This is a genomic window from Stenotrophomonas maltophilia group sp. RY12688, from assembly GCF_052149045.1.
GTDB classification, from domain to species: Bacteria; Pseudomonadota; Gammaproteobacteria; order Xanthomonadales; family Xanthomonadaceae; genus Stenotrophomonas; species Stenotrophomonas sepilia.
Map to the genome: position 1 here is coordinate 2,913,185 of NZ_CP197389.1, position 22,978 is coordinate 2,936,162.

The window sequence follows — 22,978 nt, forward strand, 5'->3', positions numbered from 1 at the left end:
AACTGCCACAGCCGCTGTGCTGCAATGACGGCTTCCCTGCATGGAGCAGTGCATGAAGACCCTTGGCCTGATCGGCGGCATGAGCTGGGAAAGCTCGGCGCAGTACTACCGGCTCATCAACGAGGCGGTGCGGAATCGCCTCGGTGGCGCGCATTCGGCGCAACTGCTGCTGTGGTCGGTGGATTTCGCCGACATCAAGCAGTTGCAGCACGACGGTCAGTGGGATGTGCTGGGCAACCACATGCTCGATGCCGCGCGGCGACTGCAGGCCGGTGGCGCCGAGCTGCTGGTGATCTGCACCAACACCATGCATATGCTGGCCGGCCGGATCGAAGCCGAATGCCCGCTGCCCCTGCTGCATATCGCCGACCCGACCGCCACGGCGATCCTGCAGGCAGGCATCCGCAAGGTGGGACTGCTCGGCACCGCCTTCACCATGGAGCAGGCGTTCTACCGCGACCGGCTGCAGGACCGCTTCGGGCTGCAGGTACTGGTTCCGGAGGCTGATGATCGCCGCTGCGTGCACGACATCATCTACCAGGAGCTGATCGCCGGCGTGGCCAGCGAGCACTCGCGGCAGGTGTACGCCGGCGTGATTGCGCGGCTGGTCGCGCGCGGCGCCGAAGCGATCATCCTCGGCTGTACCGAGATCATGCTGCTGGTGCGCCCCGAGGACAGTGCGGTGCCGTTGTTCGACACGACCACCCTGCACGCGCTTGCGGCGGTGGACGCTGCGCTGGCCTGACCGCGCGCAGCGTCAGCCTAGGCCCTGGACTTCCAGTGCGGTGATCAGCCAGTCGACCACAGCCTGCGAATCACACAGGAAGAAGATGGCATCGCCCGAACGCGCTTCGGTCAGCAGCCGATAGACGGTAATCGCCACCGCCGACTGGTTGGCGATGAACACCTCCGGGCTGCGCGGCCCTTCGCTGTGGCCGGCCACGGCGTGCAACGCCTTGCGCGCAGCCACGGTGGCGGGCGGGTCTGCGCTGCGGGTCAGTTCCGGCCCGCGCAGGCCCCACGCAATGAACACATGCTTGCCCTTGAACGTGGTGTCCAGGACACGCACCTGCCCGGCCTCTGCGCCAGCCGAGCGATGAATGACGGTACTGCTGATCAACGCAACCCCCTGTGGTCGTCGTGGTCCGCGCATCCTCCTCCGCAAGCCGGCTGCACGCCAGTGACGGCAGCCACAGGCTGCGCCGGCATGCGTGGGAGACATGTAAGAAGGTGTAAGCCGATGCGATCGGATGTGCCGCGATGATAAGGGATGTAAGGCCCTGCATGGGCCGGTGCGCACTACTAAATCCCCACTGAGCCAGCGCCGGAACGATCCGTTCCGACGGCCTCGGGCTGGTCCATTCTTGCGGCCCATTCCCCTGCCGAGGCTCTCCATGACCCATCGCCTGTTGCCGCCCATTGCCACCTCCGCCCTGGCCCTGCTGCTGGTGGCCACCACGGTGGCCGCCCAGGACTACGACAGCGATCACATTCCGCCGCTGCGTTGCGAGTCGCAGTTCAACAAGACCCAGCAGTGCCCGATCGAAGGCCGCATGCGCATGGCCAGGCAGCTGTCGGTCACCCGCTGCGTCGAGGACCAGAACTGGGGCCAGAGCCGCCGCATGCTCTGGGTCACCGAAGGCTGCCGTGCTGAGTTCGTGGCAGACGAACAGGGACGCGGCCGCTGGCCGGGGCGCGGCCGGGATCGTGATCGGGATGACGACGGCGAGCGCCTGGTCTGCGAGTCCTACGAGCAGAAGGACAAGGAATGCCGCATCCGGGTGCGCCATGAAGTGCGCCTGGTCAAGCAGAAGTCGGTGACGCCGTGCGTCGAGGACCGCAACTGGGGCTGGGACCGCCGCGGGGTGTGGGTCAGCGACGGCTGCCGTGCCGAGTTCCGCGTGTATTGACTGCCGACCACACGCTGGCTTTGGCGGATACGCAGACACGGCCGACGTGATCGATGGACTGGGCGCATCCAGTCCAGGAGCCTGCGATGGCACCACCCGATCCTTCCTCGACGATGCTGCATATCCGCGAGGTGATGCCCGCCTCGGGTTTCATCGACAGCGGCATCGGGCATGGATTGGACGAAGGCGATCCGGAGCTGATCTACCGCTTCTCCGGCAGCTGATCGAGATACGTGGTCACCTTTGCGTCCAGCAGGTCCATCAACACCGGATCCATGCAGCGATAGTCGTCGGGGATGTCCAGGCAATGCAGGCGCTTGTGTTCCAGCAGGCGCGCGTATGCGGCCTGCAGGCGATGCTGGTGCTTGGCTTCCATCACGAAGATGACATCGGCCCAGCGGATATCCGCCGGGCCGATGGGGCGTCGTGCATGCGGGCTGGTGCCGGCCGACAGCGCGTTGAAGCCGGGCCGCCGTCGCCACATGGCTTCCGCGGTCGGGCTCCGCAGCTGGTTGCGGCTGCAGACGAACAGCAGGTTGATCATTCCTGTTCCTGCAGTTGCCGGGCGCTGAGAACCGGATAGGTGAAGCCCAGCTGGCGTGCACGCGCGAGCTTGGCATCGCGCGTATACAACAGCTTCCAGCTCTTCTCGGGCTTGTAGCGGTAGGCGGTCGTGGCGCGGTCGCCACCACGATTGCGGGCCTGGCTGCGACGCCAGGCACGGTTTCTTGCAGATTCCATGATGTGTTCTCGTGAGTACCGGGTTCAGCAGCCGCGGTAGTACGAGTGGCGCGCAGCATACACCGCACGCACAAAAAAGCCCACGCATCGCTGCGCGGGCTTCTTGATTCATCACAGTGGTCGGGACGGCCGGATTCGAACCGACGACCCTCTGCCCCCCAGGCATCGTTCCAGATAGGCCCATCCCGTTGATCTGTAAGGGTTTCAAGCCTTCGCAGGGCATCCCAAAAGTGCAAATTGCGCCCCAATCCGATCAATCACTTACGAGCCGATAGGGTGCATATGGCGGCTCTACCCGACGCCATCCGAACGGCGGCGATGCGATCCCCCCTTCAGCCAATCCCCTTCCCTGTCCCGCCAATCGAGGATCTTCTCCGGGTGCTCCCCGCCGCGCCCCGTATCTAGCGCCCCACGGCCAGCATCCCCTTCCTCGGCGAGCGTACATGCAGCGGATCGCGACGAGCCTAGGCAGGTGTCACGAACTGCTGCCCGTCGGCGTCCTTGCTTCGGGTGGGGCGATTCCGGCCCCACAGATACCCGAAAAGGACCCATTAAAATGAATCGAGCGAACTGGTTCGTAGTCTCTCCCGAGGGCGCCAAAGCCGTGGGGCAACTGCATCACTTTGTGACCGCGAACACATCTCTGCCGCCGAAACTGGTGCATCTGGTGTTTTTGCGTGTGTCGCAGCTAAACGGCTGCGCCCACTGCATCGACATTCATACCCGTGATCTGCTTAAGGAAGGCATGCCGTTCGACACAATCGCTCTCCTACCTGTTTGGCACGAGGCCGCCTATCTATTCTCCGAACAAGAGCGCGCCGCACTGGCATGGGCAGAGGAAGTGACGCTCGTGAGCGAAACCCATGCATCTGATGAGGCGTACGAAAAAGTAGCCGCAGTATTCGGCGAGAAAGACCTGGTCGACCTCACGCTCACCATTGCGGCCATGAACGCGATCAACCGGATGGGCGTGAGCTTCAGATTGAAGCCCCGCGCCAAGCCCGCTGCGGAGAAGTAGCGTACGGCACGCCGGAGATCGTCCTGGCTTTGTCCGGGCCGAGGCGCTCGTAGGAACCATCGGTGGCCTACTCACCGCAAGGAACGGGCGGAGCAAGCCCCGCCCACATAGTGCCTTAACCCTGGACTTCCGCCCGGAAGGCAATCTCAATCAGCTGCTCGGGGAAGGCCAACGCCGAGACCCCGATCAGGTTGCTGGCCACCTGCGGCACCGGCTGGCCATACACGGCCGGCCGGACTTTGCTACTGGCCGCGAAAGCGGCCGGAACGTCGATGACGAACAGCGTTTCCTCGACCACGTCCGCGATCGACCCACCCAGCTCTGCCAGCAGCACCTGCGCGTTCTCGTAGGTGCGCCTCATCTGGGCTTCCATGGTATCGAAGTTGGCGGGCTTGCCGTCGGCCCCCAGCTCCGCCGGCGCAACCAGCTCGCCCTGCGGCGTGTGCGAGAGCTGGCCGGACACGAAGATCGTGTTGTTGACGCGGACGGCCTGTACGTACCCGTAGGCCGATTCCCACGGCACTCCGAAGCTGGCGGTCTTTCGATTGGTAGCGTTCATCATTGCTCTCTCTGGTGAAAGGGCAAGTGTGGCAAGCATTTTGAGTCGACCGCCTCCCCTGAACGGGGGATCAGATTCGAGCGCGGGACAGCTGCTCTCTACCTGCCTTGACCCACGCCTTCATCGGATCCCTCGCCCTGGGCTTGGTCTCCTTCGGCGGTCGGCGCGGTTCCAGCGCTTCCTTGATCCGCGCCAGTTCCAACCGCCCGGCCTCGGCCAGGCGCCGGGCCTGTTGCTGCTGCTCGCGCGTCGGCGGCAGGCCTGGCAGCGGCGGCTCGGGCTGGATCGGAGTGCTGTCGGTCAGCCGGGCGACCGCCTGGCGCAGGGGAAGATCGGGATACAGCCTGGCCGCGCACCAGCGCTCGGCGTACCGCTTCGCCTGCCGGACGTTGGCCGCGCGCACTTCCTTCACCTGCCACATCTTCTGGCCTTCCATCCATAGCCGGACCCCGGGACCGCCGTCGGGCGTGACGCTGGCCGTCTCCCGGCCGTTGTACCAAAGCGCCCAGCGCTCGCCGGTCTGGACCCAGCCAGAGGGGATTGGGGCGGTGCGGAAGCCGTGGGAAGAACGCATGGCCGGAAGGATACGGCTGGTGACGGTGAAGTTTGCCGACGTGCGCGACGGCCACCTGTGGGTAGTGCCGTCGAAAACCGAGGGCTCGACGAACGTTCGACTACAGATCGCCGTGGCCGGGCCGCTGCTCGACCTGCTGGCCAGGTGCCGCGATGACGTGGTTTCGCCGTTCGTGATCCACCGCCTGCCGGAAAAGGCCAGGCCCAGCGACAAGCGCGCGAAGGACCGAGCGCACCACACGCAGGTGCTGCCCGAGCAGCTGTCGCGTGCGTTCGCAAAGGCACGCGATGCTGCCGGCGTGGGTGGCGAAGCACCGCCAACATTCCATGAGATCCGCAGCCTGGGCGGTGCGCTGCTGCGCGATGCGGGCTGGACCACGGAACAGATTCAAGCGCTGATGGGACACGGCAACGCGTCGATGACTGAGCATTACCTGGGTGGCCATGAAGCGCCGTGGCAGCCGGTCACCACGGGTATCGCGCTACCTCGATAGGGTGGCGATAGGGTGGTAATAGGGTGCACAACGAAAAAGGGCCTGCACCGCATGGCGCAAGCCCTTGTTCTATCGCTGCTTTTGGTCGGGACGGCCGGATTCGAACCGACGACCCTCTGCCCCCCAGGCAGATGCGCTACCAGGCTGCGCTACGCCCCGACTGATGCTGCGATGTGCCCGCCAGTGCGGCGGGCCGTGAAGTATAGCGGATTACGATGGAAATTGGATCAGCGGCGCAGCAACTGCAGCACTTCTTCCAGCTCCATGCGCACCTGCTTGATGATCTGGTTGCTCAGCGCCGATTCCTCGCGGGCATCGGGACCATCCAGGCGCAGGCGTGCACCACCGATGGTGTAGCCCTGTTCGTACAGCAGGCTGCGGATCTGCCGCACCATCAGCACGTCATGGCGCTGGTAGTAGCGGCGGTTGCCTCGGCGCTTGGCCGGCTCAAGGCTGGGAAACTCGGTTTCCCAGTAGCGCAGGACGTGCGGCTTGACGTCGCACAGCTCGCTGACCTCACCGATGGTGAAGTAGCGCTTGGCCGGGATCGGCGGTAGTTCGCGATTACTGCCCGGATCCAGCATAAGCTTCCACCCTCTCCTTGAGCTTCTGGCCCGGACGGAAGGTGACCACCGTACGGGCGGAAATCGGAATTTCCTCGCCGGTCTTCGGGTTGCGACCCGGGCGCTGGTTCTTGCGCCGCAGATCGAAATTACCGAAGCCCGACAGCTTCACCTGACGTCCCTGTTCCAATGCTTCACGCAGCACATCGAAAAACGCGTCGACGAATTCCTTGGCTTCCCGCTTGTTCAGACCGACTTCGTCGAACAGCTTTTCCGCCATCTCCGCCTTGGTCAATGCCATTGCCTGCTACCCCCGAGTGCCGCCCGCTCAGCCGCGGATCCGGGCGTGGTGTTCACGCTCGATGGCAGTGACCGCCTCGGCCACCACCGCATCCACGTCGCGGTCCGTCAGAGTGCGCGACTTGTCCTGCAAAATCAAGCCCATAGCGAGACTCTTGAATCCCGGCTCGACGCCCTGGCCGACGTAACGGTCGAACAGGTTCAGGTCGCGCAGCAGCGGGCCGGCGGCCTGGCGCACGGTCGCCGCCAGATCGGCCCAGGCCACCTGTTCAGGCACCAGGAACGCCAGGTCGCGACGCACCGCCGGGAAGCGCGACAGCTCGCCGGCACGTGGCAGGCGACGGGCGGTCAGCGGTTCCAGATCCAGCTCGAAGGCGTAGACATCGGCCTCGATATCCATCGCCTTGGCCAGACGCGGGTGGATCTGGCCGATCCAGCCGATCACCACGCCATCGCGGTACACCTCGGCCGACCGCGCCGGGTGGCCGTAGGCACGGGCCGACGGGCGGAACTCCAGTACCGCACCACTGGCAGCCGCCAGCGATTCCAGGTCGCCCTTCAGGTCATGGAAGTCGACCTTGCGAGTCGGCAGGCCCCACTGCACCGCCTGCGCGTCACCGCAGACAGCTGCCGCCACGCGCGGCGTTTCCAGCGGTGCCGGCTGGCCATCTCCGGCCTGCTGGGCGAACACGCGGCCGAGCTCGAACAGGCGCACGCGGCCGAGCTGGCGGGCGGCGTTGCGGCCCAGTGTGGCGACCAGGCCCGGCAGCAGCGACGGACGCATTACCGCCAGTTCGGCCGACAGTGGATTGGCCAGTGGCACCAGGCCGTCGCGCAGCTGCCACTGGGCCAGCAGCGCATCGTCGACGAAGGCGAAATTGACGGTTTCCTGCTGGTCACGGGCGATCAGCTGGCGGCGCACGCTCAGCGCGTCCAGCTGGGTCTCGCTCGGCATCGCCACGCGGGCGGCACCGCCCGGCAGCGTGGTCGGGATCTGCTCGTAACCGTGGATGCGGGCCAGCTCTTCGATCAGGTCTTCTTCAATGGCGATGTCGAAGCGGCGGCTCGGCGCGACCACCTGCCAGCCGTCGGCAGCAGCAACCACGTCCATGCCCAGCGCGCGCAGGATGCGCTCGACTTCCGCATCGTCGATGGTGATGCCGAGCACGCGGGTGATGCGGGCGCGGCGCAGCACGATGGTTGCCGGCTGCGGCAGATCGGCTTCACGCACGGCCTCGGTAACCGGCGCCGGGGTGCCGCCCGCCAGGTCCAGCACCAGGCGAGTGGCGTACTCGATCGCGATGCGCGGCAGCGCCGGATCGACGCCGCGCTCGAAGCGGTGGCCGGCATCGGTGTGCAGGCCCAGCTTGCGGCCACGGCCCATGATCGCAGCCGGCGCGAAGTGCGCGGCTTCCAGGAACACGGCGGTGGTTGCGTCGGTGACACGGGTGTCGAAGCCGCCCATCAGGCCAGCCAGGCCGATCGCACGATCGGCGTCGGTGACCACCAGGAAGCTGTCGTCCAGCGCGGCATCGCGGCCGTCCAGCAGCTTCAGCGTCTCGCCCGCGCGCGAACGGCGCACGGCAATGCTGCCCTGCAGGGTGCCGAGGTCGTAGGCATGCATCGGCTGGCCCAGCTCCAGCATCACATACTGGGTGATGTCGACCAGCAGCGAGACCGGACGCACGCCACTGCGGCGCAGGCGCTCGGCCATCCACAACGGAGTCTTGGCGGCGGCGTTGACGCCCTCGATGACACGGCCCAGGTAACGCGGCGCTTCGGCGCCGGCGTCGAGCTGGATGCTCAGCTCACGGCTGCCGACTGCCGGAATGGCCTCGGCAGCGAAGTCCAGCACTTCGCTGCGGGTGGCGGCGGCGACGTCATAGGCGATGCCGCGCAGGCTGAAGCAGTCGGCGCGGTTCGGGGTCAGCTTGATCTCGATGCTGGCGTCCGGCAGGCCCAGGTAGTCGACCAGGGCGTGGCCGACCGGCGCGTCATCGGGCAGCTCCAGCAGGCCGGAGGCATCGTTGTCCAGGCCCAGCTCCTTGGCCGAGCACAGCATGCCGTTGGACTCGACGCCGCGCAGCTTGGCCGGCTTGATCTTCAGCTCGCCGATCTGCGCACCCACCATGGCCAGCGGCGCGACCAGGCCCGGACGCGCGTTCGGTGCGCCGCAGACGATCTGCAGCAGTTCGCCCTGCCCGGCATCGACCCTGCACACCTGCAGGCGATCAGCTTCGGGATGGCGCACGGCCTCGACGATGCGCGCCACGACCACGTGATCGAGGCCTTCGCCCAGCGCGGTCACTTCTTCCACTTCCAGGCCGATGGCGGTCAGCACTGCACTCAGTTCATCGCGCGAGGCGCCGGTCGGGACATGGCTGCGCAGCCAGTTTTCGGAGAATTTCATGGTGTCACCCTGGTGGGCCCGGCGCATGCGCCTGGGCCTGCGAATTTAGGAGCAGCCGAGCATGGCTCGGCTCTACATGGTTGCGGCTTACGCGAACTGTTTCAGGAATCGCACGTCGTTCTCGAAGAACGCGCGCAGATCGTTGACGCCGTAACGAAGCATCGCGAAACGCTCCACGCCCATGCCGAACGCGAAGCCGGTGTAGCGCTCCGGATCGATGCCGACGTTGCGCAGCACGTTCGGATGGACCATGCCGCAGCCCAGCACTTCCAGCCAGCGGGTGCTGCCGTCGGGCTGCTGCCAGGCAATGTCCACTTCCGCGCCCGGCTCCACGAACGGGAAATAGCTGGGGCGGAAGCGCATCTCGAAGTCGCGCTCGAAGAACGCGCGCACGAACTCGGCCAGCGTGCCCTTCAGGTCGGCGAAGGTCGAATGCTCGTCCACCAGCAGGCCTTCCACCTGGTGGAACATCGGCGAATGGGTCTGGTCGCTGTCGCTGCGGTACACCTTGCCGGCGGCGATCATGCGCAGTGGCGGCGCGTGGTCGCCCATGTAGCGCACCTGCACGCCGGAGGTGTGCGTGCGCAGCAGGCGGCCGTTGCCGAAGTAGAAGGTGTCGTGCATGGCGCGCGCCGGATGGTGCGGCGGGAAGTTCAGCGCCTCGAAATTGTGCCAGTCGTCCTCGATCTCCGGCCCTTCCGACAGCTCGTAGCCCAGCCGGCCGAAGATGCCGGTGATGCGCTCCAGGGTGCGGGTGATCGGGTGCAGGCCGGCACGGTCGCCGTTGCGGCCCGGCAGGGTGATGTCGATGGCTTCGGCGGCCAGGCGCGCATCCAGCGCCGCGTCCTCCAGCAGCGCCTTGCGCTCGCCCAGCGCGCGGGTCAGCGCGTCGCGGGCCTGGTTGATCGCTTCACCAGCGGCCTTGCGCTCGTCCGCCGGCAGGGCGCCGAGCTGCTTGAGCTGCGAGGTGATGCTGCCACTCTTGCCAAGCAGGGCCACGCGCAGCTGTTCCAGCACGTCGGGACTCTGTGCGGCGGCCACATCGGCCAGCGCCTGGGTGGTGAGGGATTGGATGTCGCTCATGGGGGGCCGGAACTCCAGTCGATCTGCCATCGCGATGCGCGAAGGGCCGACCCCTGTCGCCACCGCCGTCCCCGCGCTGCCGCCATGGCCTCGCCGGAACCCAAAAAAGAATGGGGAAGGACTTGCGCCCTTCCCCATGCATTGCCTTGACCTGACACCGTTCCGAGTGAACGGTTACGGCATCGGGAAGGACTTATGCCGCCAGCGCGCCCTTGGCCTTTTCGGCCAGCGCAGCAAAACCGGCTGCGTCGTGCACGGCGATGTCAGCCAGGACCTTGCGATCCAGGGTGATGCCAGCCTTCAGCAGGCCGTTCATGAAGCGGCTGTAGCTCAGGCCGTTGATGCGGGCAGCCGCATTGATACGGGTGATCCACAGCGAACGGAAGTTGCGCTTCTTCTGCTTACGGCCGATGTAGGCGTACTGCTGTGCCTTGATGACCGCCTGCTTGGCGACGCGGAAGACCTTGCGACGGGCGTTGTAATAGCCCTTGGCGAGATCCAGAATCTTCTTGTGGCGGCGACGCGCCTGTACGCCACGCTTAACTCGTGCCATTTTTCAGTTCCTCAGAGGTAAGGGAGCATGCGGTCCAGACGGCCTGCGTCTTCTGCACGGACATGGCCCGTCTGACGCAGATTACGCTTACGCTTGGTCGCTTTCTTCGTGAGGATGTGGCTACGGTTGGCGTGGCCGCACTTGTACTTGCCCGAGGCGGTCTTGCGGAAACGCTTGGCCGCTGCCCGGTTGGTCTTGATCTTGGGCATTGCAATGTCCTTGATGGGATATGACCCTGGTTTCTGACTGATCTGGCGGCGGCCTGGGCCGCTCTTTCCGTCCTGCCATGATCGGCGTACGACCCGTCCTGGGTGGGTCGAGCCGGGCATGATACAGGCAAAACCGCCCTGCCACCAGCCCCTTCAGCCCTTTCGCCGGCACTTCACCGGCATCCTGCAAAAGCAAAGGGACGCCAGCGGCGTCCCTTTATCCTGAACCATTCAGCCAGGCGCCCCGGAAGGCGGCCCGTCCGGCCTCAGGTCTTCTTCTTCGGCGCGATCATCATGACCATCTGGCGCCCTTCCAGGCGCGGACGGGATTCAATGACGATGTCCTCGCCCAGATCGGCCTCGATCCGGTTGGCCATTTCACGACCCAGTTCCTGGTGGCTCATTTCACGGCCACGGAAGCGGATGTTGACCTTGATCTTGTCGCCTTCTTCAAGGAACCCGCGCATCTTGCGCAGCTTGATCTGGTAGTCGCCCTCGTCCGTGACCGGACGGAACTTCACTTCCTTGATCTCGACCTGCTTGGTCTTCTTCTTGGCCTCGCTGGCCTTCTTCTGCGCTTCGAACTTGAACTTGCCGAAGTCCATGATCTTGCAGACCGGCGGATCGGCCTGCGGCTGGATCTCGACCAGGTCCAGGCCTTCATCTTCGGCCATGGACAGCGCTTCGTCGCGCGACAACACGCCGATCATTTCTCCGTCACTGCCGATCACGCGGACGCGCGGCACACGGATTTCCTGATTCTTGCGGTTCTGTTTGTTGTCAGGGGTGCTGATATTACGTTCTCCCAAGGGTATCGAACCGGTCCGGGTGCCTGTGCGCCCGGACCGGACCTTTGCTTACGCGCCCTCGGCCTGGAGCCGCTCGATGAAGGCCTGCAGGCTCATGCTGCCCAGGTCTTCGCCAGAACGCGTACGCACCGCCACAGCCCCATTCTCCTTCTCGCGGTCACCGATGACCAGCAGGTAGGGCACGCGCTGCAACGTATGCTCGCGGATTTTATAGCCGATCTTCTCGTTACGCAAATCCGAGCTGACGCGGAAGCCTTGCTCCGCAAGGGTTTTGGTCACGCCCGAGACGTAGTCGGCCTGGGCGTCGGTGATGTTGGCCACCACCACCTGGGTCGGTGCCAGCCAGGCCGGGAACTGGCCGGCATGGTGCTCGATCAGGATGCCCAGGAAGCGCTCCATCGAGCCGACGATGGCGCGGTGCAGCATGACCGGGTGCTTCTTCTGGCTGTTCTCGTCCACGTACTCGGCGCCCAGGCGGCCCGGCATCATGAAGTCGACCTGCATGGTGCCCAGCTGCCAGGTACGGCCGATCGCGTCCTTCAGGTGGTACTCGATCTTCGGGCCGTAGAAGGCACCCTCGCCCGGCAGCTCCTGCCATTCCACGCCACAGGCGGTCAGCGCCGAGCGCAGCGCGCCTTCGGCCTTGTCCCAGGTGGCGTCGTCACCCAGGCGCGACTCCGGACGCAGCGCGATCTTGATCTGGATCTCGTCGAAGCCGAAGTGCCGGTAAACCGCCAGCGCCTGCTGGTGGAAGGCCGTCACTTCCGACTCGATCTGGTTTTCCGTGCAGAACACGTGGCCGTCGTCCTGGGTGAAACCACGCACGCGCAGGATGCCGTGCAGCGCGCCGGACGGCTCGTTGCGGTGGCAGGAACCGAACTCACCGTAGCGGATCGGCAGGTCGCGGTAGCTGTGCAGGCCCTGGTTGAACACCTGGATGTGGCCCGGGCAGTTCATCGGCTTGACCGCGTACGTGCGCTTCTCCGATTCGGTGAAGAACATGTTGTCCTGGTAGTTGTCCCAGTGGCCGGACTTCTTCCACAGGCTCACGTCCAGGATCTGCGGGCAGCGCACTTCGCCGTAGCCGCTGCTGCGGTAGACCTTGCGCATGTACTGCTCGACCACCTGCCACAGTGCCCAGCCCTTCGGGTGCCAGAACACCAGGCCCGGGGCTTCTTCCTGCAGGTGGAACAGGTCCTGCTGCTTGCCGATGCGGCGGTGGTCGCGCATCTCGGCTTCCTCGATGCGCTTGATGTACGCCTCCAGCTGCTTCTTGTCAGCCCAGGCGGTGCCGTAGATGCGCTGCAGCTGCTCGTTCTGCGCGTCGCCGCGCCAGTAGGCGCCGGAGATGCGGGTCAGCTTGAAGGCCTTCAGGAAGCGCGTGTTCGGCACGTGCGGGCCCCGGCACATGTCCACGTATTCCTGGTGGTAGTACATGCCCATCGCCTGGATGTCGTCGGACATGTCTTCGATCAGGCGCAGCTTGTAGTCCTCGCCACGGGCCTTGAAGATCTCGATCACCTCGGCGCGCGGCGTCATCTTCTTGATGACGTCGTAGTCCTGGGCGATCAGTTCACCCATGCGCTTCTCGATCGCGGCCATGTCGTCCGGCGTGAACGGGCGCTCGGAATAGATGTCGTAGTAGAAGCCCTCGGCAATCACCGGGCCGATCACCATCTTCACGTCCGGGTACAGCTGCTTGACGGCGTGGCCGACCAGGTGGGCGCAGGAGTGGCGGATGATCTCCACGCCCTCCTCGTCCTTGGCGGTGATGATGCGCAGGCTGGCATCGTGGTCGATGACGTCGCTGGCATCGACCAGCACGCCATCGACGGAACCGGCGATGGTGGCCTTGGCCAGGCCGGCACCGATCGACTGGGCGACGTCCATGACGCTGACGGGATTTTCGAACTCGCGGCGGCTGCCGTCGGGAAGGGTAATGTTGATCATCGCAGTGGCTTCGTGCGGGGCCCGCGGGGCGGGCTGGAAAGCGTTCCCGGGCCGCGGCCCGGGCAATAAAAAAGCGCCGCGAGGGCGCCTGGAACACAGGGCCTTCGGGGGCAGGTCAACAGTGGGCGGTGGTAGTGCTCATGTCGCACGCTCGGCCGGCGCTGGGCGCGGGCCACCTTGTTCCAGTCAGGAGTCTGCGACGATCTTAAACCAGCGCACCGGAAAGCCCAAGGGCTGCCGTGCGGTCCGCTGAATGGCCGGCGCTGGCGGCGTGAAAACGCAATGATTACCATGTCCGCGCAGCCCGCCCCGTGCCAGCCTGCCCGCTTCCCCCAGGACCTCGTGATGCGCCACCCGCTCCGACCGGCTCCCGCCGGCCCCGCCCGTGCCCCGCGTTCGCCGGCCCACTGCCGCGGCGCCCGCCCGCAATGATCACCGTCGGCCTTTCCACCCTGGGCTTCTGCAGCCTGGGCATGCTGGCAGCGATGTTTTCGGCACTGGCCTTCTATGCCGCCTCGCCGCACTGCCGTTGGCCCCGCCTGCGCCGTGCCGGTCGTCTCGGCCGCCAGATCGGCCTGGTCGCCGCCGCTGCTGCCCTGTGGTTGTGGATGGCCGAACTCGGCTTCGCTGCCGGCCTGGTGGCGATGCTGTGCACCTGGATGCTCGCTGCGATGCTGTTGCCGGCGCTGGCCGCCTGGCATCGCCCGGGCACGGAGTCACCCTGATGTGGCCGCGCGCCTTCGCCGGCATCATCGCTGGCTTCCTGCTTGCGGCCGCCGCTACCGGCCTGCTGGCCTGGCTGCCGCCCGGCCCGTGGCAGCGCGCACTGGTGCCGACCCTGATCGCCTTCATCCCGTTATGGATGCTGGCCGCCCTGTGGGCGTTCAGCTTCCGCAGCGCACTGCGCGCCTGGCTGGTTCTGGGTGGCAGCGCCGCGGCCGGCTTCGCCGTGCTCGGGCTGCTGCGCCTGACCGGCGCGGTGCAATGAGAGCTCCCCCATGAAGTTCAGTTCGCAGACGCTGCGCACGTTCACCACCCTGCACACCTGGGTCGGCCTGGTCGCCGGCTTCGGCCTTTTCGTGGCCTTCTATGCGGGTGCGCTGACCCTGTTCCATCACGACTTGCCGCTGTGGCAGACCCCGGGCGCAGCCACCGCCTTGCCGGCGGGCCTGGACGATGCGCAGTACCTGCTGGAAGACGTACTGGCGACACACCCGGAGGCCCGCCGCCACGTTGGCATGACCTTCCCCGGCACCGAACACCCGCAGCCCCTGGCGTACTGGCAGGCCGATGACGGCAGCTGGCGTTACGCCTGGCCGGGCCAGATCGCCGGCAGCCCCTCGCCGCCGCAGACCGGACTGGCAGAACTGGTCAACGAACTGCACTACAGCCTCGGCCTGCCGGTGGCCGGCATCTATGTGATGGGCATCGTCAGCCTGCTGTATGGCATGGCGCTGCTGAGCGGCCTGGTGATCCACCTGCCGAGGCTGTTCGGCGACCTGTTCGCGCTGCGCCCGGGCCGCAACCTGAAGCAGCTGTGGCAGGACGCGCACAACGTGATCGGCGTGCTCAGCCTGCCTTTCCACCTGATGTTCGCAGTCACGGGCGCCCTGCTGTGCCTGGTGTTCGTGCAGATGGCCCTGCTCAATCCGCTGATCTACGACGGCAAGGCGCTGCAAGCGGTACCGACCGCGATGGACACTGCGCCGGTGCGCGATGCCAGCGGGATTCCGGCGCCACCGGGCAGCCTGCGCGTGCTGCATGCGCGCGCACTTGAAGTGGCCCGCGCGCAGGGCGTGGCCAACTTTGAACCGGCTTACCTGAAGCTGGCCAATGGCGGTGATGCCAACGCCACGATCGAGATCACCGGCGAGGCCAGTGGCACCCTCGGCCCGCTTGGTGCCGTGGCATTGGACGTCGCCACCGGCAACCTGCTCGCGTCGCAGCTGCCGGGCCAGCGCGACGCCAACCACGCCACGCTCAGCGCCGCCTACGCGCTGCACTTCGGTGAGTTCGGCAACGGCGTGGTGGTCTGGCTGTACTTCCTGCTCGGCCTCGGCGGTGCGTTCCTGTTCTACTCCGGCAACCTGCTGTGGATCGAGTCGCGGCGCAGGCGTCGCCAGCCACAACAGCCACGTGCCGGTGTGAACATGGCGCGGGCCACGGTCGGCGTGTGCATCGGCCTGTGCGTGGCGATCTCGGTCGCGTTCGTCACCGCACTGGTGCTGGAGCGGCTGGCACCGTCGGCGCTCGACCACGGCATCCGCTGGGCCTGCTTCGGCAGCTGGGCAGCCTGTGCGCTGTGGGCTGCACTGCGCCGCCCCGCACAGGCCGCGCGCGAACTGCTGTGGGCCGCAGCGATCAGCACTGCACTGGTGCCGGTCCTGCACGGTGCACTCAATGGTGACTGGCTGTGGCGCGCCGCCGCGCGTGGCCAGTGGCCGCTGTTCTGGATCGATGCCATCGCGCTGGCCATGGCCTTCGGCTTCGCCCGCCTGGCCGTCGCCAGCCAGCGCCGCGCCCGCAACGGCGATCCGAACAGCGTCTGGGCGAACTGAAGCGTCGCCGGACATGGCCCGGCGCTACCAAAGCAGGTGCGCTTCGTCCAGGTAACGGCTGACTTCGATGAGGTTGCCATCCGGGTCGCGGAAGTACACCGATTCGATCGGACCCAGAGCGCCGGTGCGGGCCACCGGTCCCTCCTCCACCGCGACGGCCTGCGCCTGCAGGTGCGCCAGCACATCGGCCGTGGCGGTACGCGTGACCAGGCACAGGTCGGCACTGCCCGGCGTGGGCTGCAGCGCGTGCGGCTGCAGCGGGGCACTGGCCGGATGCAGATTGATTTTCTGCTGACCGAACTACAGCGCGGTACGGCCCGCGCCGAAGCGCACGACGTTCATGCCGAGCACGCGCTGGTAAAAATCACAGCTGCGTTCGATGTCGGCCACAGTGAGGACCAGATGGTCCAGGCGTTCGAGATGGATCATGCCCGCAGCGTAACGCTGCGGGTATGGACATGCTGTGCGGGGTCGGGCCGATGGCGTTGCGGCATTGCGCCGGGCATCGCCTGATGCAGCTCAATCGCCGACGCGCGCCTTCTGCCAGGGACCCAGCATGGCGTTGAGCAGGCTGGCCTGCTCGTCGTCGCCGGTCAGCTCCCACATGAACACTCCGGCCAGGCCCTGCTCGCGGGCGAACTGCGCACGCAGGCCGATCGAACGCGGGTCCTCATAGCTGATGAGGATCTTCTGCCCGGCGTTGTACAGCCACGGGCTCTGCGCCTGCGGCTGCCAGTGCCTGGTCCAACCCGGCTGGTCGAGATAGCGCGCCTTGATCACCCGCCAGTCGCCGGCATCGGCCGGTGCACTGTAGGGCTGATACAGGCCGTCCGGTGCATCGCCGGTGACCTTGAAGCCGCGCCCGTAGAACGGCACGCCCAGCACCAGCTTGTCGGCCGGCACGCCATGTTCACGGTAGTACTGCACGGCGCCGGCCACGTTGTTCCAGCGGCGCAGCTCCGGCGCCAGCGGATCGGCCGGCACTTCATGCAAGGGCGCATTGAAGGTCGACACCGACGAAAAGCCGGTGCCCATGTCGTAGCTCATCAGGTTGATGAAATCGAACACCCTGGCCAGCGCCGGCAGGTCGTAGCTCGCCGCTGGATCATAGGGACCGTCGGTCTGCAGGCGGCCGGCGGCCAACGCGGCGGTCAGCAGCATCGGCTGGCCCACCTTGCGACCGCGTGCATCGAGTGCCTGGCGGAAGGACTGCGCAAGCCGGGTCAGGTTGGCGCGATCCTGCGGGCGATGCGCCAGCTCCTTCGGTCCGCCACTGACCGGGAATTCCCAGTCGATGTCCACGCCATCGAAGCTGCCGGCGTGGCGCTCGAAGAACAGCGCCATGCACGAATCGACCAGGCGCTTGCGGCTGGTTTCGGTCAGCGCTGCATCGGAGAATCCACCCGCGCCCCAGCCACCGATCGAAATCAGCGTGCGCAGGTGCGGATGCGCCTTCTTGAGTTCGGCCAGTGCGGCGAAATTCTTCGGCGCTTCCGCACCGACCGTGCAGCGGCCGTCCTCGATGGTGGAGAACGCGTAGAACAGGTGGGTCAGGCGCTCGGCCGGAATGCTCGACACCGGATAGCGCTCGGCCGATCCGCCAGGGTAGTAGGCGCCGAAGATCGGCGGCTGTGCGGGCGCTGCGTGCGCGGCAATGGGCAAGGCACCGGCAATCAGCACGGCAAGGACGGCCACGGTCTGGCGGAACATGGGATCTCCCGGTTCAAAGGCGCCGCCACGTTAGCAAACGGAAGGACCCATGGGACGGATGTCGCGGCATGTCGCCCCGTGACAGGCACACCGCATCCCGTGACGACAGCGGGGCAGACACGCGATTGCCGTCATGCACTGCAGCAGGACACGCACCGACGCCGCCGCCCCATGCATCGGCTAAGGTAGCCGCAGACCTTCAATCGCGCATGGACATGAGCATCGACTACGACAGTATCGACGGCGGCGACCTGCTTGGCGACGAAACCCTCGACGACCGCGAGGCACTGGAGGCGCGCGCCTACGCCGCCTTCCGCGAAGGCGACCTGCAGCAGGCGGTGGCGCTGTTCGGCGAGCTGATCGCACTCGCTGCCGAAGTCCCGTACCTGCATTACATGCGCGGATTGGCACACAAGTACCTGCGCGACTGGGCCTCCTCACTGCAGGACAACCTGCAATCAGAACAGCTGCGCGGCGAATTCGATGAAGCCACCGCGTGGAATGCCGGTATCGCCGCCACCGGCGTCGGTGACTGGGCCGAAGCACGCCGCCAATGGTCCCGCTGTGGCATCACCCTGCCCGAGGGCGAAGGCCCGATCGAGGGCAACTTCGGCGTAGCCTGCGTGCGCTTGGCACCGTGGTCCGACGCCGAAGTGGTGTTTATGAGCCGCATTGATCCGGTGCGTGCACGCATCGACAACGTACCGCTGCCTGAAAGCGGCTTCCGCTTCGGCGACATCGTGCTGCACGACGGGGCCTCGACCGGCCAACGTGCCTATGACGAGCGCCAGGTGCCGGTGTTCAATGCCATGCAGCGCCTGCAGCCTTCGGACATGGCGACCTTCACCGTGTTCGTGCAGTGCGACTCGGCCGATGACATCGCTGCCCTGGAGGCCATCACGCTGCCCGGCATCGGCATGGTCGAGGACTGGACGGCCACCGTGCGCCGGCTGTGCCGCCGCTGCAGCTACGGCACGCCTCACCATCATGGCGATGAGGCACCACGTGAAGACCAATGGAGACGCGAACGTGACCTCGGCGTGGCCGCACAGGGCCGGGCCGCGGTGGAAAAGCTCATGGCGATGTGGGTTGCTGCAGCCCCCGGCCGCGTGCTGGAGGCCATCGAACAGCGCGAGCACCCGCTGAGTGACCCCGAGCCGGGCCAGGTGTGGTGGCTGGGAGAGGAGGAAGAAGGCGCGCAGGTGTAGGGACCAACGATCCTCGCCCACAGGATTCCAGGCAAAGAGAAAGCGGGCCGAAGCCCGCTTTCTCATTTGCGAAAGCGTGAGGACCAACGGTCCTCACCCACCGCACGATCAGCAGTACCGATTATTCGGCGCTGGCGCCTTCGCCTTCTTCGACGGCCTTCATCGACAGGCGGATACGGCCCTGCTTGTCGACTTCCAGCACCTTGACCTTGACCACATCGCCTTCCTTCAGCTTGTCGCCGACCTTCTCGACGCGCTCGCTGGAGATCTGCGACACGTGGACCAGGCCGTCCTTGCCCGGCAGGATGGTGACGAACGCACCGAAGTCCATGATCTTGGCGACCTTGCCTTCGTAGATGCGGCCCGGCTCGACGTCCGAGGTGATCTGCTCGATGCGGGCCTTGGCAGCCTGGGCAGCGATGGCGTTGACCGACGCGATGACGATGGTGCCGTCGTCCTGGATGTCGATCTGGGTGCCGGTTTCCTTGGTGATGGCCTGGATGGTCGAGCCACCCTTGCCAATCACTTCGCGGATCTTGTCCGGGTGGATCTTGATGGTCAGCAGGCGCGGCGCGTAGTCCGACAGCTCCTCACGCGGAGCGGTCAGGCCGTGGGCCATTTCACCCAGGATGTGCAGACGGCCAGCCTTGGCCTGCTGCAGGGCCTGCTTCATGATCTCTTCGGTGATGCCTTCGATCTTGATGTCCATCTGCAGGGCGGAGATGCCCTCAGCGGTACCGGCCACCTTGAAGTCCATGTCGCCCAGGTGATCTTCGTCACCCAGGATGTCGGACAGGACCACGAAACGGTCGCCTTCCTTGACCAGGCCCATGGCAATACCGGCCACCGGTGCCTTCACCGGCACGCCGGCGTCCATCAGGGCCAGCGACGAGCCGCAGACCGACGCCATCGACGAAGAACCGTTCGACTCGGTGATTTCCGAGACGACGCGGATGGTGTACGGGAAGGCTTCCAGCGACGGCATGACAGCCAGCACGCCGCGCTTGGCCAGACGACCGTGGCCGATTTCGCGGCGCTTCGGGCCCATCATGCGGCCGCACTCGCCCACCGAGAACGGAGGGAAGTTATAGTGGAACAGGAAGTTTTCCTTGTACTCACCGGCAACGGCATCGATGACCTGGCCATCACGGGCAGTGCCCAGGGTGATGGTCACGATGGCCTGGGTTTCGCCGCGGGTGAACAGCGAGGAACCGTGGGTACGCGGCAGCACGCCAGTCTTCACGGCGATCGGGCGGACGGTGTCCAGCGCACGGCCGTCGATACGGACCTTGGTGTCCAGCACCGAGTCACGCATGGTGCGGTATTCCAGCTCGCCGAATTCCTTCGACAGCTCGGCCGGGTTCCAGCCTTCGGCGGCCACGCGGCCCGCCAGGGCTTCGAACACGTCCTTCTTGATCGCCGAGATGGCGTCACGGCGCTGCAGCTTGTCGCGCACCTGGAAGGCTTCGCCCAGGCGCGGGCCGATGGCTTCCTTCAGCGCGGAGATCAGCGCGTCGTTCTTGGCCGGGGCTTCCCAGGTCGACGGCTTGGTGCCGGCTTCGACGGTCAGCTCGTTGATCGCGTTGATGACCTTCTGCATTTCGCGGTGACCGAAAGTCACGGCGCCCAGCATCACGTCTTCGGACAGCAGCGCGGCTTCGGATTCGACCATCAGCACGGCGTTGGAGGTACCGGCAACGACCAGTTCCAGCTGCGAGTCAGCCAGTTCGCTGACGGTCGGGTTCAGGATGTACTCGCCGTTCTTGTAGCCGACCTTGGCAGCGCCGATCGGGCCCATGAACGGGGTGCCGGCCAGGGCCAGGGCAGCCGAGGCGCCGATCAGGGCCGGGATGTCGCCGTCCACGTCCGGGTTCAGCGACATGACCGTGGCGATGATCTGCACTTCGTTCTTGTAGTCTTCCGGGAACAGCGGACGGATCGGACGGTCGATCAGACGCGAGATCAGCGTTTCCTTCTCGGTCGCACGGCCTTCACGCTTGAAGAAACCACCCGGGATGCGGCCGCCGGCGTAGAACTTTTCCTGATAATCGACGGTCAGCGGGAAGAAGTCCTGGCCTTCGCGCGCGCTCTTGGCGGCGACGGCGGTGACCAGCAGTACGGTGTCGTCCATCTTGACGATGACCGCGCCGCTGGCCTGGCGGGCGACTTCGCCGGTCTCAAGCGTGACGGTGTGCTTGCCGTACTGGAAGGTTTTGGTGATTTTTGCCACGGAGGGTGTCCTTGGGGATGCTGTCTGCGAATTTGGACCGTCGGCGACCCTTGCCGCCAGCGGGTGGCCGGATCGTTCCGGCCTGAATCGGGGATTGCGGTGCTACAAAACAAAACCGCGGCGCATCGCTGCGCCGCGGGGGATTCGTTGCTTAGCGACGCAGGCCAAGCTTTTCGATCAGGGCCTTGTAACGCTCGACGTCCTTCTTCTTCAGGTAGTCGAGCAGGCTGCGACGGCGGTTGACCATCTGCAGCAGGCCGCGGCGGCTGTGGTGATCCTTCTTGTGGGTCTTGAAGTGGCCAGTCAGCAGTTCGATGCGGGCGGTCAGCAGGGCAACCTGGACTTCCGGGGAGCCGGTGTCAGCGGCGCTGCGCTTGTTGTCTTCAATGACCTTCTGGGTGTCGATCGACATTTCTTTTTTCTCTGTGATGCGTGGCCGGCAGGAACGCGCTTCGCGCACCGCCAGGCTCGCCGTGGACTACGAGGATGAAACCTGCGCGAGGCAGGTTGCCGGAAAACGGCCGCGAAATTGTAACGGCCAGGGGCTTCCGGGACAAGGACCGGGGCTGAACCACCCTGCCCCGGTCAGAGGTTGAAACGGCGCTGCGGGGCCAGCAGGCCACTGTCGTCGACCTGGCCCAGGCCCTGGACAGCATCGTCCGGACCGAACACGGCCACCAGGCCATGCGGCCAGGACGCGTCACGCTGGCGCTGGCCGACGCAGAAGCGGCGGGTCTGCCCGGCATCGAGGTCGACCCGCGGGTATCCAGCCAGGCCGGCTGCCAGCGGCAGCAGCAGCGCGTCCATGCCCGCCTCGTTGCCGGCCTCGGCCATCGCCCGCAACTGGTCCAGGGTGACCATCGCCGGCGCGCGGAACGGTTCGACCCACAGCCGGCGCAGCGCGCTGATGTGGGCGCCACAGCCCAGGCGTTCGCCGAGATCGCGGGCCAGGCTGCGGATATAGGTGCCGGAGCCACAGGTCACGCGCAGGTGCAGGCGCCCGGGCAGCTGTTCGAGCACCTCGATCGCGTGCACCTGGACCTCGCGCTCCGGAGCCTCGATGGCCTCGCCGCGGCGGGCCTTCACATACAGCGGTTCCCCGCCCTGCTTCAGCGCCGAATAGATCGGAGCCCGCTGACGGATGTTCCCCGTCAATGGCGCCAGCGCAGCCTGCAGGGCCTCGGCGCTGATCGCCGGCACCGGGCGCTGCACCAGCACCTGGCCCTCGGCATCATCGGTATCCGTGGTCTGGCCGAGGACGATCTCGGCATCGTACGCCTTGGCCGAACCCAGCAGCAGGCCGGCGATCTTGGTGGCCTCGCCGAAGCATAGTGGCAGCAGGCCGGTGGCCAACGGGTCGAGGCTGCCGGTGTGGCCACCCTTCTCGGCACGGAACAGGCGGCGCGCCACTTGCAGGGCGGCGTTGGAGCTCATGCCGGTCGACTTGTCGAGCAGCAGGATGCCATCCAGGCGGCGGAACTGAATTCGGGTCATGGCAGGAATGTGTAGGGCCGAGCCATGCTCGGCTGCCGCAGCGCGGTCTGCGTCAGACGTCGCACAGCCGGAATGCAACGACGCCGGGCATGCCCGGCGTCGCGCGGTTATTCGTCGTCGCTCCCGCGACGCTTCTCCGCGGCCAGCGTATCGGGCAGGTCGCGCAGGATGTTGTCGATGTGCTCACCACGGTCGACCGAGTCGTCGTAGTGGAAATGCAGCTCCGGCACGTGGCGCAGCTTCATCGCGCGGGCCAGGTCCATGCGCAGGCGGTAGCCCAGCTCCTTCAGGCCGGCCACGGCTTCAGCCGAGCGTTCCGGCATCAGGGCGGTGACGAACACCTTGGCATGGGCCATGTCGCGGGTGATTTCCACGTCGGACACGCTCACCGAGGGCAACCCGTGCTCGCGCACGGCGTTGTGCACCAGGGTGCCGAGTTCACGGCGCAGCTGGGCGGAGACACGGTCGGTTCGATGGAAAGTCTTGGGCACGAGCAGCTCTTGGTTCAGTTGTCGCCCGACCAACGGTCGGGCGCTACCTTTGATTCGATTGTCGCCCGACCAACGGTCGGGCGCTACAGGTACATGGTAGGGCCCGACCGTTGGT

26 protein-coding genes, 1 tRNA gene and 2 pseudogenes are annotated in these 22,978 nt (G+C 66.2%); 9 read left to right on the forward strand and 20 right to left on the reverse strand.

Annotated features, from left to right (window positions below; translation table 11 throughout):
* The first annotated feature begins 52 nt into the window (after positions 1–52).
* The gene (locus tag ACS0OT_RS13730; protein WP_053499236.1) at positions 53–745 is read left to right on the forward strand and encodes an aspartate/glutamate racemase family protein; all 693 of its coding nucleotides are present in this window, start codon (positions 53–55) and stop codon (positions 743–745) included.
* A 12-nt stretch (positions 746–757) separates the two neighbouring features.
* Here ACS0OT_RS13730 and ACS0OT_RS13735 read toward each other — a convergent pair whose 3' ends face one another.
* On the reverse strand, positions 758–1,153 hold the full coding sequence (locus tag ACS0OT_RS13735; protein ID WP_032954354.1) for a hypothetical protein: 396 nt from the start codon (positions 1,151–1,153) through the stop codon (positions 758–760).
* 241 nt (positions 1,154–1,394) lie between these two features.
* Between ACS0OT_RS13735 and ACS0OT_RS13740 the strand changes: the two genes are divergently transcribed.
* Together ACS0OT_RS13740 and ACS0OT_RS13745 are read left to right on the forward strand one after the other, a co-directional pair.
* On the forward strand, positions 1,395–1,910 hold the full coding sequence (locus ACS0OT_RS13740; protein WP_005417847.1) for a DUF3011 domain-containing protein: 516 nt from the start codon (positions 1,395–1,397) through the stop codon (positions 1,908–1,910).
* 137 nt (positions 1,911–2,047) lie between these two features.
* A pseudogene (locus ACS0OT_RS13745) lies at positions 2,048–2,134 on the forward strand (GNAT family N-acetyltransferase); the annotation flags it as partial.
* On the opposite strand, the gene ACS0OT_RS13750 reads toward ACS0OT_RS13745, so the two are convergent.
* Both ACS0OT_RS13750 and ACS0OT_RS13755 read right to left on the reverse strand, forming a co-directional pair.
* Positions 2,113–2,454: a low molecular weight protein tyrosine phosphatase family protein gene (locus ACS0OT_RS13750; RefSeq protein WP_442255858.1), complete on the reverse strand. Its 342-nt coding sequence runs from the start codon at positions 2,452–2,454 to the stop codon at positions 2,113–2,115. The pseudogene ACS0OT_RS13745 and the gene ACS0OT_RS13750 overlap by 22 nt on opposite strands.
* The gene (locus tag ACS0OT_RS13755) at positions 2,451–2,651 is read right to left on the reverse strand and encodes a hypothetical protein (RefSeq protein ID WP_005417854.1); all 201 of its coding nucleotides are present in this window, start codon (positions 2,649–2,651) and stop codon (positions 2,451–2,453) included. Before ACS0OT_RS13755 ends, ACS0OT_RS13750 begins: the two co-directional genes overlap by 4 nt.
* Positions 2,652–3,207: 556 nt before the next feature.
* Here ACS0OT_RS13755 and ACS0OT_RS13760 point away from each other — a divergent pair.
* Positions 3,208–3,669 (forward strand): carboxymuconolactone decarboxylase family protein, encoded by a 462-nt coding sequence (locus tag ACS0OT_RS13760; protein WP_069139815.1) that lies wholly within the window; start codon positions 3,208–3,210, stop codon positions 3,667–3,669.
* A gap of 115 nt (positions 3,670–3,784) precedes the next feature.
* Here the strand turns inward: ACS0OT_RS13760 and ACS0OT_RS13765 are convergent, their stop codons facing one another.
* Positions 3,785–4,228, reverse strand: a complete 444-nt coding sequence (locus tag ACS0OT_RS13765) for a RidA family protein (protein WP_005417857.1) — start codon at positions 4,226–4,228, stop codon at positions 3,785–3,787.
* A gap of 70 nt (positions 4,229–4,298) precedes the next feature.
* A complete protein-coding gene (locus ACS0OT_RS13770) occupies positions 4,299–4,802 on the reverse strand; it encodes a hypothetical protein (protein ID WP_170944905.1) in 504 nt (167 codons plus the stop codon).
* 19 nt (positions 4,803–4,821) lie between these two features.
* Between ACS0OT_RS13770 and ACS0OT_RS13775 the strand changes: the two genes are divergently transcribed.
* Entirely contained in the window at positions 4,822–5,295 is a 474-nt protein-coding gene (locus ACS0OT_RS13775) for a tyrosine-type recombinase/integrase (protein WP_005417861.1), read from the forward strand.
* Positions 5,296–5,377: 82 nt separating this feature from the next.
* Here the strand turns inward: ACS0OT_RS13775 and ACS0OT_RS13780 are convergent.
* From ACS0OT_RS13780 to thrS, 9 genes are all read right to left on the reverse strand, one after another.
* Positions 5,378–5,454, reverse strand: a tRNA-Pro gene (locus ACS0OT_RS13780).
* A gap of 68 nt (positions 5,455–5,522) precedes the next feature.
* Positions 5,523–5,879: a MerR family transcriptional regulator gene (locus ACS0OT_RS13785; RefSeq protein WP_005410431.1), complete on the reverse strand. Its 357-nt coding sequence runs from the start codon at positions 5,877–5,879 to the stop codon at positions 5,523–5,525.
* Positions 5,860–6,159, reverse strand: a complete 300-nt coding sequence (locus ACS0OT_RS13790; RefSeq protein ID WP_005410432.1) for an integration host factor subunit alpha — start codon at positions 6,157–6,159, stop codon at positions 5,860–5,862. The genes ACS0OT_RS13785 and ACS0OT_RS13790 overlap by 20 nt, the downstream gene beginning before the upstream one ends.
* Before the next feature lie 27 nt (positions 6,160–6,186).
* Positions 6,187–8,568: a phenylalanine--tRNA ligase subunit beta gene (pheT, locus tag ACS0OT_RS13795; RefSeq protein WP_065186676.1), complete on the reverse strand. Its 2,382-nt coding sequence runs from the start codon at positions 8,566–8,568 to the stop codon at positions 6,187–6,189.
* Positions 8,569–8,655: 87 nt separating this feature from the next.
* Complete coding sequence (pheS, locus tag ACS0OT_RS13800) at positions 8,656–9,651, reverse strand: phenylalanine--tRNA ligase subunit alpha (protein ID WP_442255859.1); 996 nt, start codon at positions 9,649–9,651, stop codon at positions 8,656–8,658.
* Between the two features lie 193 nt (positions 9,652–9,844).
* A complete protein-coding gene (gene rplT / locus ACS0OT_RS13805; RefSeq protein ID WP_005410435.1) occupies positions 9,845–10,204 on the reverse strand; it encodes a 50S ribosomal protein L20 in 360 nt (119 codons plus the stop codon).
* A gap of 11 nt (positions 10,205–10,215) precedes the next feature.
* A complete protein-coding gene (rpmI, locus tag ACS0OT_RS13810) occupies positions 10,216–10,413 on the reverse strand; it encodes a 50S ribosomal protein L35 (protein ID WP_005410436.1) in 198 nt (65 codons plus the stop codon).
* 266 nt (positions 10,414–10,679) lie between these two features.
* Positions 10,680–11,222 (reverse strand): translation initiation factor IF-3, encoded by a 543-nt coding sequence (gene infC, locus ACS0OT_RS13815; protein ID WP_080104334.1) that lies wholly within the window; start codon positions 11,220–11,222, stop codon positions 10,680–10,682.
* 48 nt (positions 11,223–11,270) lie between these two features.
* Positions 11,271–13,172: a threonine--tRNA ligase gene (thrS, locus tag ACS0OT_RS13820; RefSeq protein ID WP_005417872.1), complete on the reverse strand. Its 1,902-nt coding sequence runs from the start codon at positions 13,170–13,172 to the stop codon at positions 11,271–11,273.
* A 428-nt stretch (positions 13,173–13,600) separates the two neighbouring features.
* Between thrS and ACS0OT_RS13825 the strand changes: the two genes are divergently transcribed.
* Genes ACS0OT_RS13825 through ACS0OT_RS13835 form a run of 3 tightly spaced genes read left to right on the forward strand, consistent with a single transcriptional unit; the run spans position 13,601 to position 15,730 of the window.
* Positions 13,601–13,897: a hypothetical protein gene (locus tag ACS0OT_RS13825; RefSeq protein WP_005410439.1), complete on the forward strand. Its 297-nt coding sequence runs from the start codon at positions 13,601–13,603 to the stop codon at positions 13,895–13,897.
* Positions 13,897–14,160 (forward strand): hypothetical protein, encoded by a 264-nt coding sequence (locus tag ACS0OT_RS13830; protein ID WP_049413666.1) that lies wholly within the window; start codon positions 13,897–13,899, stop codon positions 14,158–14,160. Before ACS0OT_RS13825 ends, ACS0OT_RS13830 begins: the two co-directional genes overlap by 1 nt.
* A gap of 10 nt (positions 14,161–14,170) precedes the next feature.
* Positions 14,171–15,730: a PepSY-associated TM helix domain-containing protein gene (locus tag ACS0OT_RS13835; RefSeq protein ID WP_065179358.1), complete on the forward strand. Its 1,560-nt coding sequence runs from the start codon at positions 14,171–14,173 to the stop codon at positions 15,728–15,730.
* A gap of 24 nt (positions 15,731–15,754) precedes the next feature.
* Here the strand turns inward: ACS0OT_RS13835 and ACS0OT_RS13840 are convergent.
* Positions 15,755–16,159 (reverse strand): annotated as a pseudogene (locus tag ACS0OT_RS13840) (VOC family protein).
* A 90-nt stretch (positions 16,160–16,249) separates the two neighbouring features.
* Positions 16,250–17,440, reverse strand: a complete 1,191-nt coding sequence (locus ACS0OT_RS13845) for a glycoside hydrolase family 18 protein (RefSeq protein ID WP_065186673.1) — start codon at positions 17,438–17,440, stop codon at positions 16,250–16,252.
* 215 nt (positions 17,441–17,655) lie between these two features.
* On the opposite strand from ACS0OT_RS13845, the gene ACS0OT_RS13850 reads away from it, so the two are divergent.
* Positions 17,656–18,648 (forward strand): hypothetical protein, encoded by a 993-nt coding sequence (locus ACS0OT_RS13850; RefSeq protein ID WP_235646260.1) that lies wholly within the window; start codon positions 17,656–17,658, stop codon positions 18,646–18,648.
* A 121-nt stretch (positions 18,649–18,769) separates the two neighbouring features.
* On the opposite strand, the gene pnp is transcribed toward ACS0OT_RS13850, so the two are convergent.
* The 4 genes from pnp to rbfA all read right to left on the reverse strand — a co-directional run bounded on the left by pnp (position 18,770) and on the right by rbfA (position 22,863).
* Positions 18,770–20,878, reverse strand: a complete 2,109-nt coding sequence (gene pnp / locus ACS0OT_RS13855; protein WP_053499253.1) for a polyribonucleotide nucleotidyltransferase — start codon at positions 20,876–20,878, stop codon at positions 18,770–18,772.
* A gap of 151 nt (positions 20,879–21,029) precedes the next feature.
* Positions 21,030–21,290: a 30S ribosomal protein S15 gene (gene rpsO / locus ACS0OT_RS13860; RefSeq protein ID WP_005417886.1), complete on the reverse strand. Its 261-nt coding sequence runs from the start codon at positions 21,288–21,290 to the stop codon at positions 21,030–21,032.
* Between the two features lie 173 nt (positions 21,291–21,463).
* Positions 21,464–22,372: a tRNA pseudouridine(55) synthase TruB gene (gene truB, locus ACS0OT_RS13865; protein WP_442255860.1), complete on the reverse strand. Its 909-nt coding sequence runs from the start codon at positions 22,370–22,372 to the stop codon at positions 21,464–21,466.
* 107 nt (positions 22,373–22,479) lie between these two features.
* On the reverse strand, positions 22,480–22,863 hold the full coding sequence (gene rbfA / locus ACS0OT_RS13870; protein ID WP_065179361.1) for a 30S ribosome-binding factor RbfA: 384 nt from the start codon (positions 22,861–22,863) through the stop codon (positions 22,480–22,482).
* Positions 22,864–22,978 lie beyond the last annotated feature (115 nt).